The following is a 15007-nucleotide window of genomic DNA, read 5'->3' on the forward strand; positions in this document are numbered from 1 at the left end:
CGGGGCCGCCATCGAGCTCAACGCTTAGGTTCAGCGACCAGCAGAGCCGCTCCCGCTACAGCCGAAACTACGTCCATTGCCACCCCTGAGGCCAGCAGCCAGGCGGTCTCCGCCTCTGCTGGAATGCCGCCTAACTTCAGTTCGCCACCTACCACCATGGCGATCAGATAACTCTTCCCGCCATCCAGGTGATAGTCGCCGGGAGCAAAGAAGCGGATGCGGTCGACGGTAAAGTCGGCAAAGTCCACAATGCGCTCGCGCACAAAGTGGTCGTCGCTTTCCAGCTCCAGGAAAGGCGCCTGCTCCGGCGTATCCAACTGCACCTTGGCGAGCGCCTCTTCCGTATCCCAATGTCCCTGGGTCAGCACTTTCTGCGCAAAAGAAAGAATCTTGCGCTCGTACACCGGGGTCTGGAACTCCACCGTGCGTACGCCGTGCTGCAGCGAGTGTGGCGTATAGGTGGGGACCGAAATCACATCGCCGACCTCCAGCGGGCGCAGCGCGGTAAAGCTGTCCATGGCCGTGCGCAGTCGCTCCTCTTCTTCGTGCAGCTCCCGCGGAAGCTGGTCCGCCCATGCCTTCAGCAGTTCCGCCGGCAGCGGTTCATTGGCGTCGTAGCCTTCCCTTTCACGCAGGATATCGAAGCGGTGATCCACGTCCTCCCGCACCAGCCGGTACTCGACGACGGCCTTACGGTAGGCGGCGAGAAACGACTCGTCGGGCCCCATCTCGCGGCGCCTGCGCTGGTTGAACCCAAAGCGAATGGCGCCGCGCCCATCGGGCCAGGCCCGCGGGTCCACCCGGGTGACGATATAGATTTCGCGCTTTTCCTCGTGCATCTCGAAATAGAGGTCGCCGTAGACTTCATCCGGCAAGGGGTCGAGGATCTTGAGCAGGTTTATACCCCGCTCATCGCCAGCGGCGAAACGCCGCGGCAGCGCCGCCAACAGCCAGGGCAGCGGAACCTGCCGCCCCAGCTCACCCACCCCCGACTGACCCCGCTGCTCTATGCCGCTGTACCAGATCTCCCGCCCCCAGGGTTTCGGAACGGATACCGGCTGCAGCGGCAACGGCGCACCCAGGTCGAAAACCGGGAGTTGCAGTCGCTCGGCCAGTTGCCACGCGTCCTCCCCCTCGCCCGGTTCGGTCTTCTTCCCCACTGCGGCGTACACCGGGCCGCCCCCGGTCTCACGCCAGAAGAGCGCCAGTAGCGGCAGTTCCGGCTCACCGGGCAGGTAGTACTGGCAATGGACAAAGCGCACCGCCAGGGAGAAGGGAGCTTGATCCCGCACGGCCAGCAGTTGGTCGAGGCAGGTTTCGGGGGACGGGTGATCGACGACTTGCAACAAAACGACCGGTATCCGTAACAGAGTATCCACTAACATAGGAGCGGCCGTTGGCCGCGATCGATCTGTGGATCCAACCACTATCGATCGCGGCCAACGGCCTCTCCTACGGGCTTTTCATGCGACCCGGGGGCCGCAACAAAGCCTACACTCTTTCCACAATCGTGGTAATACCCTGGCCGAGGCCGATGCACATGGTGGACACACCCAGGTCCCCGCCCTCGTTCTGCATCACCGACAGCAGGGTACCGGTGATACGCACGCCGGAGCAGCCAAAGGGGTGACCCAGGGCGATGGCGCCGCCGTAGAGGTTCACCTTCTCGTCCATCTTGTCGAGTAGCTCCAAGTCTTTCAGCACCGGCAGCGCCTGGGCGGCGAAGGCCTCGTTCAACTCCACCTTGTCGATATCCCCGATACTGAGACCGGCGCTCTTCAGTGCCTTCCGGGTGGAAGGCACTGGGCCGTAACCCATAATCGACGGGTCCACACCGGCCACGGCCATCTCGCGCACCCTGGCGATGGGCGTCAGGCCCAGGGACTGGGCGCGCTCGGCGGACATCACCAGCATCACCGAGGCGCCGTCGGTGATCTGTGAGGAGGTGCCGGCGGTCACCTGGCCGTGCTTGGGATCGAACGCCGGCTTCAATTCCGCCAGCTTTTCCACGGTGGTGTCCGGACGGATGGTCTGGTCGCTCTCCACCAAGTAGGGCACGCCGTCGTCGTCGTGGCCTTCGATGGCAATGATCTCTTTGTTGAACTTGCCCTCCTTGGTGGCCGCGGCGGCGCGCTGGTGGGAGCGCGCGCCAAACTCGTCCATCTGCTGGCGCTGGATGCCGTGCATCATCGCCAGATATTCCGCAGTCATGCCCATGGAGCCCGCGGCCTTGGCCATAGTGCGGCCCAGCATCGGGTTGGGGCTCACGTGTTCCATCATGTTCAGGTGACCCATATGCTCGACGCCGCCGACCACGTAGACATCGCCCAGGCCGGCACGGATGCTGGCGGCGGCGGTGTGCAGCGCGGACATGGAGGAGCCGCACAGGCGGTTCACGGTCTGCGCGGGTATGGTGTGCGGCAGGCCGGCGCGCAGCAGGATAAAGCGGGCCACGTTGAAGCCTTGCTCGTCCCGCTGCATCACACAGCCCCAGATCAGGTCATCGATCTCCGCCGGGTCCAGCTTGTCGTTGCGCTCCAGGAATTTCTTCAGCAGCTCCGCGGACATGTCGTCGGCACGGATATGGCGGTAAATACCGTTCTTGGAGCGGCCCATGGCCGTGCGGGCGTAGTCGACGATTACGGCATCTCTGGGATTTAAACTCATTTCAATTCTCCAGTATCGCTGTAGGAGCGGCCGTTGGCCGCGATCAGCGCCTGCGGCGTGGTAGAGAACCTATCGCGGCCAACGGCCGCTCCTACAGGAAAATTATTCGTCTATGAATAGTAAGTTTCGCTCGCGGCGGCCATTTCACGCATGCGCTCGGTGGGCTTGTACAGCTCTCCCAGGTCGGCGTACTTATCGGCGATCTCCACAAAAGTCTTCAGGCCCATATTGTCGAGCCAGGCAAAGATGCCACCGCGGAAGGGCGGGAAGCCCAGACCGTAGATCAGCGCCATATCCGCTTCCGCCGGGGACTCCACAATGCCCTCTTCCAGGCAACGCGACAATTCGGTGGCCATCGGCACCATCATGCGCTCGATAATTTCGTCTTTTTCGAACTCGCGGCGCTCGGACACATGAGGCTTGAGCAGATCGTAGGATTCCTCGGTAGGCACCTTCTTCTGCTTGCCCTTCTTGTCTTCCTCGTAGTTGTAGAAGCCTTTATCGTTTTTCTGGCCGTAGCGCTTGGCTTCGTACATCACGTCGGACGCGGCGGTGAAAGACTTGCCCATACGATCCGGGAAGCCCTCCGCCATTACTTTCTCCGCGTGCACGCCGGTATCGATACCGACCACATCCATCAGGTAAGCAGGGCCCATGGGCCAGCCCCAGCGCTCCATTACCTTGTCGATTTCCTGGAAATCGGCGCCGTCGCGCACCAGCATGGAAAAGCCGGCGAAATATGGGAAGAGCACGCGGTTGACCAGGAATCCGGGGCAGTCCCGCACCACGATGGCCTTCTTTCCCATTTTGTTGGCATAGGCCACCACCCGGGCAATGGCCTTCTCGGAGGTTTTCTCGCCGCGGATCACTTCCACCAGCGGCATTTTGTGTACCGGGTTGAAGAAGTGCATGCCGAGGAAGTTTTCCGGGCGCTCCAGCGGCTCAGCGAGGTGGTCGATGGAGATAGTGGAGGTGTTGGTGGCGATCACCGTGTCTTCGGTGACCTTCCCTTCCACTTCCTTCAACACAGAGTGTTTTACCTTCGGATTTTCCACCACGGCTTCCACCACAACATCGACATCGTCAAAGCCGTCGTAGCTGAGCGTGGGCTCGATGCGGTTCAGCACTTCGCCCATTTTTCCCGCGGTCAGGCGTCCGCGCTCCACCAGTTTGGAAAGCAACTGATTCGCGTGCTTCAGCCCCAGGTCGATCCCGTCCTGGGCGATGTCCTTCATCTTGATGGGCACGCCCTTATAGGCGGATTGGTAGGCGATGCCGCCGCCCATAATGCCCGCACCCAGCACCGCGGCGCGCTCGATTTTCTTGTCGGCTTTCTTTTCCCAGCCCTTTGCCACCTTACCGATCGTCTGGTCGTTGAGGAACAAGCCCACCAGGGACTTGGCGGTGTCGGTCTGCGCGCACTGAATAAACTGCTGCTGCTCTATCTTCAGCGCCTCGTCGCGGTCGACTTTGTAACCCTGCTCGATGGAGGTCACCGCGGCCACCGGCGACGGATAGTTCTTGCCCGCCTGCGCGCCGACGAATGCCTTGGTGGTGAAAAAGGCCATCAGCGCTTCGGTGTCGTTCAGCGGGATGGGGGATTTCTTGATTTCGCGGGCAGCGCGGTAATCCAGTTTGCCGTCGATTGCACGCTGGAGCAGCTTCAGCGCCGCGTCCTTGAGCTTATCCGCGGGCACCACCGCATCCACCGCGTTGGCGGTGAGCGCCGCGCCCGCTTTCTGCTCCTTGCCGGTGGCGATCCACTCGGCGGCCACATCCACGCCGACGATGCGCGGCAAACGCACGGTACCGCCCCAGCCGGGAAGCAGGCCCAGTTTCACTTCCGGCAGGCCCACTTTGGCCTGGTCGCTCATCACGCGGAAGTCGCAGCCGAGACACACTTCGAAACCGCCACCGAGGGCGTAGCCGTTGATTGCCACCACACTGGGCACCGGCAGGTCTTCCAGGCGATTGATATTCTCATTGTTCTTGTTCATCAGCTCGGCGATACCTTCCGGCCCAGCGGAGAAAGCGCCGCCGAACTCGGTGATATCGGCACCGACGATAAACACATCCTTGCCGCTGGTGAGAAGCACACCTTTGACGTCGTCCGCCGCCTCGATGGCGTCCAGCGCCTGGGAGAACTCCGCAACCGCCTGTCGGTTGAACTTGTTGACGGATTCGCCTTGCAGGTCGAAATTGAGTTCGGCGATGCCGTTGTCCAGCATCTGCACCGAGAGTGCCTTGCCATTGAATAACATGAATTGACCTCTTTTTTTCGGGGCTCGGAATCTGCCCGGGGTCGAAAATTGCCTTCGTGACTGTCGGGTTTCCCACTCGCAAAAGCGGTGACGCAATTACCCCTTACAGTCAGCCAGCCCTAGTATAGCCAGATTCAAACGATTGTTTGAATACTATTTCTTACAATTCGGATGGCCCGGCCGTTACACGCCGGGCGGTGAATTGGCACTGACCAGAATGCAGTCGCAATCGCCGGGGTTTCGAAAGCGGTGCGGCCGGCGACTGCTGAAATAGTAGCCGTCGCCCGGGCCGAGCACTGCCACTTCGGCACCCACAGTTACTTCCAATCGCCCGGACACCACGACTCCGCCCTCCTCTCCGTCATGGCTCAACAGCTCCGGTCCGGTGTCCTGGCCCGGTGGATAGACTTCATAAAGGATGGACATGGCGCGCTTGCTGTTACTCGCGCCCAGCAGGCGGTACTGGATGGGGCCGGTGCCGACGTTGGGCATTTCGTCCGCGCGGAAAAAAACATGGGGGTTATCGTCGAACTGCAGGGTGAAGAAGTCCGCCATGGACATGGGGATGCCGTCGAGCACTTTTTTCAGGGAACCCACCGAGGGGCTGACCCGCCCCTGCTCGATCAGGGAGATGGTGGCGTTGGTGACCCCGGCGCGCTTGGCCAGCTCCCGCTGGGACCAACCATGCATCTTGCGCACCGCCTTGAGCCGCGCGCCCACGTCGTCATTGCCCTTGACTTCCGGTGGCTGGATCACCGATTCCGTGCTTGCCATGCTGATTAGCGGCCAGTGGTTGGTGTCGAGTGCTTAGTGTGCCGCAAACCACCGGCCACTGGCCACTATTCAGTGGCCACTTATTTACACCATATCCTCGAAAGGGTTGCTGTCCGGCAGTTCCACGGTTGGCAGACCCGGCAGCGTGATCCGCTCGGCGGACATTTCGATGGCGCTCTCGTCCACCAGCCCCTCGCCGAAACGATAGATGGCACTCAGCTCGCCGCGACTGGCGCGCGCGTCGTAGGCGGCGGACTGTTCACTCACCCCTTCATTGCGCTTGCGGTGGGCGGTCAACGCCTGTTCGCCGTGGCGCTTGGCCAGCATGCGCCGCACCAGGTGCGGTGCCAACACGCTGGCGGTGGCATTATTGCCGCCGAAACCCTTGGAGTTGAGGAACGCCACATCCAGGGATTCCGGGTCCCGCTCGGTGTGCTGCAGGGCAATATCCAGGTGCTTGTGGTGCACGTCGTGGGCCACCCGGTCGATGGTGGTGATGCCCGGCAGGATGCCGCGATCGAAAACCCCGAGGCTGGCAATCAATTGGTCGCCGCTGGCCGCGGCGACGGTGTGCCCCAGGTAGGCCTTGACCGCGCATACCGGCCACGCCTCAATGCCGAAGGCGCCTGCCAGCCGGTCGAAAATCGCCGACTCGGTGACCCGGTTCTGCGGCGTGCTGGAACCGTGTGCCTGCACGAAGCTTCGCCGGCGCAGGCTCTCGTCCCCCACAATGGCCCGGGCCTCGGCCATGGCCCGGGCCACGGTGAGATAGTTACCCGGACCTGGAGCTGAAATGGATTTCTTCGTACCGTCGGCATTGACGAATACATTGGCCACGGCTCCGTGAATGGTCGCGCCCAGCTCCAGTGCCAGCTCGTCGTCCATCAGCACAACCCACTGGGTGCCCTCACCCAGGGTAAAGCCGCAGTTCTCGCCAAACGGGCGGCTGGCACGCCGGTAGTCGACCTGTTCACCGAAGATCTTGCGGAGGCCGTCTGTATTGGCCAACGCGCCCATGGTGGTATAGCCATCCACCACTTCCGGCACCAGCGGGGCCTCCGCAGCACCCACCACCGCCACCCGCGAGCGGCCACAGCGAATATCTTCCACTGCACTGCGCAGGTTGTAGAGGTATGTTGCACAGGCGCCGGCCACGGCGCCGGTGGTGCCCACGCTGCCCAGTACATAGGCATTGACGAAGTCCGCCGGCATACTGGTCAATCCCAGGGCCAGTTGCTTGGAACTGACGCGCCCACCGCGCAGACGCGACTGCAGCAGGCCGCCGTTACCATAGGGGTCCAACTGGCTCATGGCGGAACTGGCGTACACGGAAATTCTGTCCGGGCCCGCCGCCGCGACCACCCTGTCCCAGTCGATACCCAGCGATTGAACCGCATCGGAAGCCCCCAGGATCGCCAACTGCAATCCCCGGGGATGAAAGCGGGAATTGTACTTCTCTCCCGGCTCGAAGCCGGTGGGCAACTGCCCGGCGGAGGCCACGGAGATCTCCCGGTAGCTGTCCAGCATCACCGACAGGCCACCGGCCCGCACGCGCACCCGACCGTCGCCGAGGGATTCCACCTGCCAGTCCGCCGGCAGGGGTTCCGGCAACTGGCGGGCGGCCATTTCAAAGGTAAAGCCCTCGGTACTCTTCAGTTCCGCGGCCTGGTGAAAGTGGCAGTGACGATAATCGTAGAAACGTTGCTCCAGCTCGCGCACCAGGGTCCCATCCAACACCTGTCGCTCCAGCTCCGCATCCACAGGCCCGTCCGCCTCGGCGCCCTTACGCAGGCCCATCAGCGCAGCCAGGTCCGACAGGGTGTCCCGACGCTCGGCGGCGCTCAGGCTGTCCAGTACCAGGCGGCGGTAGCCGCGGTTGAAAGAGCTGCGTCCGGCGGGGTTGAAGCCGCCAAATGCGGTTATTACGGGTAGCCGCTGCATCCTGACCTCCAGCGTGACGCTGAGAAAAATTGACCAATTGCGTATGAAGGGCAGTGTAGGGGCTGGCGATTCGGCCCGGTTATGGGCATACTGGCCAGCAAAATTGATTATCTGGCCAAAAGCGCTGAAGCGCCCGAGATGTAATGCGTACAGTCACCTTCCTGCTGATCGACCAGATGCTGGCAACCGGTACCGTGTTGCCGCTGGAAATGCTGCGCGGTGCCGAGAGCCGCGGTCGGGTGAGCGGCGACGCCACGCCGCTCCGCCTTGTGACCGTCGGCCTGGACGGCGCCCCGGTAAAGACCCGCTCGGGCTTCCCCCTTACGCCGGACCTGGCCCTGGAGGAGGCGCCGGACAGCGATATCGTCTACCTCCCTGCCCTGTGGCGCAACCCGCGCCCGGCACTGAAGCGCAGCGGGCCATTACTGGAATGGCTGCGGCGCCAGGCGGAGCGTGGCGCCGCCATCACCGCCGTGGGCACCGGAGTCTGCTTTATGGCCGCCGCGGGACTGCTGGACGGCAAACCGGCCACAACCCACTGGCACTATTTCGACCGCTTCGCCGCCGATTACCCCACGGTAAAACTGAAGCGCCAATACTTTATCACCCAGGCGGACAAGCTGTTCTGCGCCGCCAGCGTCAACGCCCTGGCCGATGTCACCGTGCACCTGATCCGCCAGCTCTACGGGCCGGCGGTGGCCAGCCATGTGGAGCGCAACTTCTCCCACGAAATCCGCCGCACCTTTGAGGAAATCGCCTACTCCGAGGGCGCCGTGCACCTGCACCCGGACGAAGAAATCGTGCAGGCGCAAACCTGGCTCAAGGAACACTGCAGCGAGGAAGTTCGCCTGAGCGAGGTGGCCGGCCACTTCGATATGAGCGTGCGCTCTTTCAACCGCCGCTTCAAACTGGCCACCGGGCAAACACCCCTGCAATACCTGCAGAATGTGCGAGTGGATATGGCCCGGGAACTACTGCAGTCCAGTAACCTGTCGGTCAACGAGATTGCCGAGAAGGTGGGCTATCAGGACATGGGGCACTTTACCGCGCTGTTCAAGAAGTTTCTGTCCACTACGCCGAGTGAGTATCGCACCACGGTGAGGGCGAAGTTGTTTCGGGTGAATACGTGAAGTCGGGACCCGGGACCCGGGACCCGGGACCCGGGAATTGTGGCCTGTAGGAGCCTGCTTGCGGGCGAATGGTGTCGGCATCTGGCCCTGTGCTCGCCGTCCTTGGCGCTACACCTATGCTTTCTATCTGGCCCCGGCCCCGCCATCCATGGCGGGTCGCCAAACCGCGCACAAAGCGATGCTTTGTATACGCGCGGCCTGGCCCTGCAAGCAGGCTACAAGGTGCTGTGCGTACCCTGAACAAACGGGGACGGAGCGCCGAGTTCCGCTCTGCGGTCCTCAATTATTTTTTCGCAGAAAAATCACATCCTGATCCACAAATTCCAACTCGGCATCCAACAGTTGCGCCAACCAGCGAAAAGTCTCCCAACTGAAAAAGCAGATATGAGTGGGATCGCGAATGTAATGCCAGCTGGCGAAGCGCTCCCGGGAAATCACCAGCTTGGTCATCAGCGACAGCAGGCCGCCGGGGCGCAGGCGCGCCCATAAGCGTTCCAGTTCACCTCGGGGATCGACCAGGTGCTCCACCACTTCAGTGGCCGCGATGAAATCGTACTCCCGCGCAAATACCTGTGGATCTGGTGCATAGAAGATATCGTAAGAGTGCACCCTGTGTCCGCCCTCACGCAGTATTTGCGCGAGCAGCGGTGCCGGACCACAGCCGAAATCCAGCCCTTCGGATGCCGGCGGCAGCTCGGCCAGCAGAGGCTGCGCGCAGCGATCGAGGAAGCGGCGATAGCCACTGTCCTGCAGGGAGTTTTCGTGCAAGTCGTAGAAGGCACGCTCCTCAGCAGGGTTCAGATGGTATTCGGGACAAACGAAAACCAGCGCGCAGTTGGCGCACTGGCGATAGCTGCGAAATTGATCGCAATGGTAGGGCTGTGCCGCCGTCTGGCGGCACAGGGGGCAGTGAGTTGACAAACTCAGGCGGCTTCAGAATCGGCTCTATACGCCTTATCTGCCTGCAGCAGGTTGCTCTCGCTGATGGCGATCTTGCGCGGCTTCATCGCCTCTGGAATTTCCCGCACCAGCTCGATATGCAGCAGGCCGTTGGCCAGGCTGGCATCGGTTACTTTGACATGGTCTGCCAGTTGGAAGCGGCGCTCGAAGTTGCGCGCGGCGATGCCGCGATGCAGGAAATTGCGCTGCTCGCTTTCCGCCGGCTTTTTGCCACTGACCGACAGGCGGTTCTGCTCCACCTGAATATCCAGCTCGGACTGCTCAAAGCCGGCTACCGCCATGGTAATCCGGTAGCTGTCTTCGCCGGTCAACTCGATATTGTATGGTGGATAGGCGGGCTGGCTCTGCTCGCTGGTGGTCAGTGCATCCAGCAGGTTGGCCATGCGATCGAAGCCGATGGCGGTGCGGTACAGGGGAGAAAAATCTAAATTACGCATTGTCATATCCTCAATTCAGAGCAATATTTAAAGTTCGCCCGTCTTTCGCCCGCCCCCGCCTATAGACGGACCGGGCAAGACAGACCGGGCGCTGATTGGGCGACGCCTAACAGGAGCCCGCCGCCTGAAATAATAAATATGGCTGGCAAAAAACGTTTTCAAGGGAGAGGATAAAAATTTATGCGCCTCGGGCAAGACACTGGAGAAACAGCCAGCTCCCGCCTGTTTATCGGCATCAGCCCCGACACAGCCACCCAGCGTTTCCTGGACGGCGTGGTCGACCGCTGCCGGCGGCAGCTGGGCAAAACCGAGCGGGTGCGTTGGACCAGCCATGCAAACCGCCACCTCACCCTGGCGTTCCTTGGGGAAACCCCGGACGAGTTGATCCCGAGGATCGAGGTGGAACTGGCAGCGATCGCCGATCGGCTGCCCGCCTGCCGGGCCCGCATAGTGTCACTGCACCCCTTCCCCAAGAGCCGCTCATCACTGCTCGCTGCAGAGCTGCTGACCAACCCGGAACTGGACAGATTGCACGAGGAGTGTCGTCAACTGATGATGCGCCTGGGTATGACGCCGGAAGGCGCCGTATATCGCCCCCACTTCACCCTGGCGCGCAGTCGCCGCGGATTCGCCCACCTGGACCCACTGGCGCTGGACTTCACCCTGGGCCTGGACAATATCACCCTCTATCGCAGCCACACGGCACCGGGAGGCAGCCAGTATGTACCCCTGTTTGAGGCGCAATTGAAGGGCAATCAGTAAGTTTTCGCGACAGCAAAAAAGAAGGCCCGCGAATGCGGGCCCTGCGGGAATCTCAATCCAGATGCGACAGCACATACTCCGGATACATCACCAAGCGCGGGCGGGACAAGCGCCGGCCATCGAAGATAAACACATAGCGCTCCCCGTCGTCGTCGCTGGGAATGGTGCGGCGGAACTTCCAGGTGTTGATCTTGTATACCTGGCGCCCCGCCTCCACCGTTAAAACCAGGCGGTATTGGTTGTGGCCCAGGAATTCAAACGACAGCGATTCTCCGTGAGAGGGTTCCAGCTCCAGGCTGCGGAAGGTGTGCCTGCCCTTGTCCCCATCCGCCAACAGCTTGTCCAGACGGGTCTTCTCCCGCCGCACATATTCCACCAGTTCCGCATCCACCTCCCGTTGCGGTTCCGCGGCCACCTCTTCTTCCGGTTCAGGCTCCGGTTCTACCTTCATCGCGGCCACCGAGGGGGCCGGGACTTCAGGCTTGACAGGAGCGGCTTTCCTGGCCATCGCCGCAGCGCGCTTCTCCGCATCCGCCTTGGCCAGCATAGCATTGACCATCTGCTCCACTTTGATCCGCTGCTCGGCAATACGGCTCTCGCTGCGCGCAACGGCCTGGCGCGCAACATTCAGCTGGCCGTTCAGATCGTCGTAGTTGGACTGGATAAACTCGACGCGGCGACTGCGGCTGTCCACTCCGCGCTCCGCCATGGAAAAGCCGTGCTTGGCCTTGTTGAACTGGCGCTCACTGTCGGAGCTCTTGCTGAGCTGGTGATCGCGCTCCGCCTGCTGCAGCTCGCGGCGGCTCATCTCGTAGTTCTTGCGGGCATCGGCGAGGGACTCCTTGGCGCGTTTCAGCTTGTATTCGTAGGAAACCAGCTCGTTTTCGATGTCCTCGATTTCCACCATGTGGTTTTCCATCGACTGCTCCATACGCGCCAGTCGATTTTTCTCAGCCGACAGGGATGCCTGGCTCTGCGCCGCGACTTCCACCCCCCAAAATATTGCAAGACCCGCCAGTATCAGCGAGCTGTACCGCATTACCGTCATAGTAAAGAACCCGTTACTCGGTTTTTTTGGAATCAGTAGACAAAAAGCGCGTGCGGTCATTTTTTAGCCACCAATCGCCGATCGTCGGCGAAACCCGCTTCGCGAGGGGATAATTCTACGCAGCTGCCCCGCCGTGGGCAATGACCATCCGACATATAGGCTCCATTACGTGATAAATGGCGAGGTCATATGCCTGTGGCCGCATGGCAACAGCTTTTTGTGACATTTTTACCATCACAACGCTTGATTTTTTTGTTCATGCAAGCATTATGGGTGATAGGGAGAGGATTCCTGAATCCAGTAGGTTTCCGGCCCGGGCGTAAAACATCCCCAGCTGTTCAGTCAGCAAATCTTTAGTTGCGACCCTGGCGATCCGGTTAACTGCTGTCACTCTTGGACATCCCCCTCAAGGGCGCCCTACCTTTATTTCAGCAAACCGCACATGCGGCCTGCAAGGTTTCTCTTAACCGGAGGTAATTGCCCATGAAATCTGCGCCCAACGATAACATTGTGTTCCGCGATATCGACAAGTCCCCCACCCTGGCCAACACGGTATCGAAGAAGTTACATAAACTGGAACGTTATTGTGGCGAAATCATGCGAAGCCGCGTGGTTCTCGAAGCCCCCCATCAACACAAGACCAAAGGCAAGCAGTTCAAGGCTTCGGTGGAACTCGCGCTCAGCGGGAGCCCCCTCACCATCAGCAACGAAAGCGAATCCATTCACCGCGCAGTGAACGGCGCGTTTGAATCCGCCGAACGCTGCCTGAAAGAGCGCAGCGAGCGCCGTAAGACGCTACGTCATCAGAGCCTGGATCCAGTCGTCGACTAGATGGAACATCGGGACAGAAAAGGCGGTGCAGAGCACCGCCTTTTTTTATGAGACCTGGCTCTGGGAGCGATTGAAGACGCCAAACAGGCACTAAGCAACCGGATTGCGCATGGTGACGAACTCCTCGGCCGCCGTCGGGTGTATGCCGATGGTCTGGTCGAAAACCGCCTTGGTGGCGCCGGCCTTCAACGCGACTGCCATCCCCTGGATAATCTCGCCGGCGTCGGGACCCACCATATGTACGCCCACCACCCGGTCGGTGTCGGCGTCCACCACCAGCTTCATCAGGGTGCGCTCATCGCGCCCGCTGACGGTATGCCGCATCGGCTTGAAGTCGGACTTGTAGACCACCACGGAAATACCGGAATCGCGGGCCTCCTCTTCGGAGAGTCCCACAGTGCCGATATTGGGCTGGCAGAACACCGCGGTGGGAATGTTGTTGTAGTCGATCTCCGTCGGCTTTCCGGTTTGGAAGTGCTTGACCAGCGCCATCGCCTCCGCCAACGCCACGGGGGTCAGTTGTGGCTCCCCGGTGACATCGCCGAGGGCGTAAATCGACGGCACACTGGTGCGAAAGTTGTCGTCGACTGAGATAGTGCCATCCCGATGCAGCACCACCCCCAGAGCCTCCAGGCCGAGCCCCCTGGTGTTGGCCACTCGGCCGGTGGCGTAGAGCACCGTGTCCACCGCCAGGGCACCACCGCCGTCCGCTCGCACCAGCAGACTGCCGTCATCCTGCTTATCAATCGCCTCGATGCGGTGGTTGAAATGCAGCTGCACACCCTTCTTGCCGATCTCGTCGCGCACGAATTTGCGAATATCCCGGTCAAAGCCACGCAGGAAGAGGTCGCGCCGGTAGGAGAGATGGGTCTCGGCTCCCAATCCGGCGAAGATCCCGGCGAACTCCACGGCGATATAACCGCCGCCGACCACCAGGATGCGCCGCGGGAATGTCTCCAGGGAAAAAATCTCATTGGAGGTAATGGCGTATTCGCGACCGGGAAACTCCGGCACATACGGCCAACTGCCGGTGGCCACAAGAATGCGTTCGGCAGTGTACACCCGATCGTCCACTGCAACCTGGTGGCGACCTTCAACACGGGCGCGGCCGTCGACGACCTGCACACCGGCATTGGCCAGCAGGTTGCGATAGATGCCGTTGAGTCGGGTGATTTCCGCTGCGTTGTTGTCGCGAAGGATCGGCCAGTCAAAGTCGGCGGTCTTGCCCCGCCAGCCATAAGCAGCGGAATCCTCGAAGGACTCGCTGTAACTGCTGGCATAGACAAATAGTTTCTTCGGCACACAGCCCACATTGACACAGGTACCCCCCATATAACGGTCCTCCGCCACCGCCACCCGCATCCCCGCCGCTGCTGCCATACGGGCTGCGCGAACGCCCCCGGACCCCGCGCCGATCACAAATAAATCAAATTCGAATTCCGACAAGGTGAACTCCCGTTACTCGTGCATCCAAACAACACCGGCAAACTGCCGACGGTCTATCCAATTTAACGTGACGAACGATTTCCCAAAAAGCAATTGGTACAATAATGACTATTTTTACCTTTTAGTCGTTGACTTCAGCTTACACTTTCGCTATTCATGTGATGCTTGTCACAAAAATAAGCTTGGTAGCGAAAAACAACAAAATATAGGCGATTACAGAAATGGACACCTTCACTTTCCCTATCCAGCGAGCTTTCTGGTTTCTCTGCCTTCTGATGGTCAGCGGTATCAGCAACGCCAAAACCCACCCTTCATACCTCACCCCGGAATACTGCGAGAGCCTGGTGGAGCAGTTTGTCGGCTCTGGTATGCGAAGCCTGGACAAGTATGTCAATGAGAATTTCAACCCGGCGTATCGGGGGGGCATTCGCAATACCATTCAGTTCCTGGAGCAGCGCTCGGCATGGCTCAAGGAATGCGACGATTACCTGACCGACACCGCGCAGGTCAACGTTTTCTACAGCAGCGAAATCAGCCGGAAAATATTTACCGCGATGGACGCCCTGGCCAAAGAGCTGCAGCATGTGCGTGAGGGTGTGGAATACCCCGATGACGCTGGCAACAACAACCCCGCGCCCTTTATCAAGCGCCGCTATAAAACGCTGGCGCAACTGGTGGACCGGCATCATACGCGCATGCTGATGAAGAAGCAGTTCCGGTAAACGGTACCCCGGTGGTCCGGGCGATAAA

General features: G+C 60.8%; 13 protein-coding genes. 4 read left to right on the forward strand and 9 right to left on the reverse strand.

The window, feature by feature from the left end:
* Nucleotides 1-17: 17 nt before the first annotated feature.
* The 5 genes from FHS09_RS07750 to FHS09_RS07770 all read right to left on the reverse strand — a co-directional run bounded on the left by FHS09_RS07750 (nt 18) and on the right by FHS09_RS07770 (nt 7643).
* Nucleotides 18-1385 (reverse strand): hypothetical protein, encoded by a 1368-nt coding sequence (locus tag FHS09_RS07750; protein ID WP_183458461.1) that lies wholly within the window; start codon nt 1383-1385, stop codon nt 18-20.
* Between the two features lie 106 nt (nt 1386-1491).
* The gene (gene fadA / locus FHS09_RS07755) at nt 1492-2667 is read right to left on the reverse strand and encodes an acetyl-CoA C-acyltransferase FadA (protein WP_183458463.1); all 1176 of its coding nucleotides are present in this window, start codon (nt 2665-2667) and stop codon (nt 1492-1494) included.
* A 110-nt stretch (nt 2668-2777) separates the two neighbouring features.
* Nucleotides 2778-4928 (reverse strand): fatty acid oxidation complex subunit alpha FadB, encoded by a 2151-nt coding sequence (fadB, locus tag FHS09_RS07760; protein ID WP_183458470.1) that lies wholly within the window; start codon nt 4926-4928, stop codon nt 2778-2780.
* A 183-nt stretch (nt 4929-5111) separates the two neighbouring features.
* A complete protein-coding gene (locus FHS09_RS07765) occupies nt 5112-5702 on the reverse strand; it encodes a cupin domain-containing protein (RefSeq protein ID WP_183458473.1) in 591 nt (196 codons plus the stop codon).
* 84 nt (nt 5703-5786) lie between these two features.
* Nucleotides 5787-7643: a beta-ketoacyl synthase gene (locus FHS09_RS07770; protein ID WP_183458475.1), complete on the reverse strand. Its 1857-nt coding sequence runs from the start codon at nt 7641-7643 to the stop codon at nt 5787-5789.
* A 143-nt stretch (nt 7644-7786) separates the two neighbouring features.
* Here FHS09_RS07770 and FHS09_RS07775 point away from each other — a divergent pair, with 143 nt between their 5' ends.
* Entirely contained in the window at nt 7787-8773 is a 987-nt protein-coding gene (locus FHS09_RS07775; RefSeq protein ID WP_183458477.1) for a GlxA family transcriptional regulator, read from the forward strand.
* A 279-nt stretch (nt 8774-9052) separates the two neighbouring features.
* Here FHS09_RS07775 and FHS09_RS07780 read toward each other — a convergent pair whose 3' ends face one another.
* Both FHS09_RS07780 and FHS09_RS07785 read right to left on the reverse strand, forming a co-directional pair.
* Entirely contained in the window at nt 9053-9694 is a 642-nt protein-coding gene (locus tag FHS09_RS07780; RefSeq protein WP_183458479.1) for a class I SAM-dependent methyltransferase, read from the reverse strand.
* Between the two features lie 2 nt (nt 9695-9696).
* The gene (locus tag FHS09_RS07785) at nt 9697-10170 is read right to left on the reverse strand and encodes an Hsp20 family protein (protein WP_183458481.1); all 474 of its coding nucleotides are present in this window, start codon (nt 10168-10170) and stop codon (nt 9697-9699) included.
* 180 nt (nt 10171-10350) lie between these two features.
* Between FHS09_RS07785 and thpR the strand changes: the two genes are divergently transcribed.
* The gene (thpR, locus tag FHS09_RS07790) at nt 10351-10932 is read left to right on the forward strand and encodes an RNA 2',3'-cyclic phosphodiesterase (protein WP_183458483.1); all 582 of its coding nucleotides are present in this window, start codon (nt 10351-10353) and stop codon (nt 10930-10932) included.
* Between the two features lie 52 nt (nt 10933-10984).
* Here thpR and FHS09_RS07795 read toward each other — a convergent pair whose 3' ends face one another.
* On the reverse strand, nt 10985-11980 hold the full coding sequence (locus tag FHS09_RS07795; RefSeq protein ID WP_183458485.1) for a hypothetical protein: 996 nt from the start codon (nt 11978-11980) through the stop codon (nt 10985-10987).
* A 483-nt stretch (nt 11981-12463) separates the two neighbouring features.
* On the opposite strand from FHS09_RS07795, the gene FHS09_RS07800 reads away from it, so the two are divergent.
* Nucleotides 12464-12811, forward strand: a complete 348-nt coding sequence (locus FHS09_RS07800) for an HPF/RaiA family ribosome-associated protein (protein WP_183458487.1) — start codon at nt 12464-12466, stop codon at nt 12809-12811.
* 90 nt (nt 12812-12901) lie between these two features.
* Here FHS09_RS07800 and gorA read toward each other — a convergent pair whose 3' ends face one another.
* On the reverse strand, nt 12902-14257 hold the full coding sequence (gene gorA, locus FHS09_RS07805) for a glutathione-disulfide reductase (protein WP_183458489.1): 1356 nt from the start codon (nt 14255-14257) through the stop codon (nt 12902-12904).
* A 221-nt stretch (nt 14258-14478) separates the two neighbouring features.
* Between gorA and FHS09_RS07810 the strand changes: the two genes are divergently transcribed.
* Entirely contained in the window at nt 14479-14979 is a 501-nt protein-coding gene (locus FHS09_RS07810; protein WP_183458491.1) for a hypothetical protein, read from the forward strand.
* Nucleotides 14980-15007: the final 28 nt, after the last annotated feature.

The organism is Microbulbifer rhizosphaerae (genome assembly GCF_014191725.1).
Taxonomy (GTDB): Bacteria; Pseudomonadota; Gammaproteobacteria; order Pseudomonadales; family Cellvibrionaceae; genus Microbulbifer; species Microbulbifer rhizosphaerae.

Bases quoted from the DNA above. Each gene is read 5' to 3' on its own strand.
- thpR (WP_183458483.1), top strand. From the start codon at position 10,351: ATGCGCCTCGGGCAAGACACTGGAGAAACAGCCAGCTCCCGCCTGTTT.
- FHS09_RS07750 (WP_183458461.1), bottom strand. From the start codon at position 1,385: ATGTTAGTGGATACTCTGTTACGGATACCGGTCGTTTTGTTGCAAGTC.
- FHS09_RS07765 (WP_183458473.1), bottom strand. From the start codon at position 5,702: ATGGCAAGCACGGAATCGGTGATCCAGCCACCGGAAGTCAAGGGCAAT.
- fadA (WP_183458463.1), bottom strand. From the start codon at position 2,667: ATGAGTTTAAATCCCAGAGATGCCGTAATCGTCGACTACGCCCGCACG.
- FHS09_RS07785 (WP_183458481.1), bottom strand. From the start codon at position 10,170: ATGCGTAATTTAGATTTTTCTCCCCTGTACCGCACCGCCATCGGCTTC.
- FHS09_RS07770 (WP_183458475.1), bottom strand. From the start codon at position 7,643: ATGCAGCGGCTACCCGTAATAACCGCATTTGGCGGCTTCAACCCCGCC.
- FHS09_RS07775 (WP_183458477.1), top strand. From the start codon at position 7,787: ATGCGTACAGTCACCTTCCTGCTGATCGACCAGATGCTGGCAACCGGT.
- FHS09_RS07795 (WP_183458485.1), bottom strand. From the start codon at position 11,980: ATGACGGTAATGCGGTACAGCTCGCTGATACTGGCGGGTCTTGCAATA.
- FHS09_RS07810 (WP_183458491.1), top strand. From the start codon at position 14,479: ATGGACACCTTCACTTTCCCTATCCAGCGAGCTTTCTGGTTTCTCTGC.
- FHS09_RS07800 (WP_183458487.1), top strand. From the start codon at position 12,464: ATGAAATCTGCGCCCAACGATAACATTGTGTTCCGCGATATCGACAAG.
- fadB (WP_183458470.1), bottom strand. From the start codon at position 4,928: ATGTTATTCAATGGCAAGGCACTCTCGGTGCAGATGCTGGACAACGGC.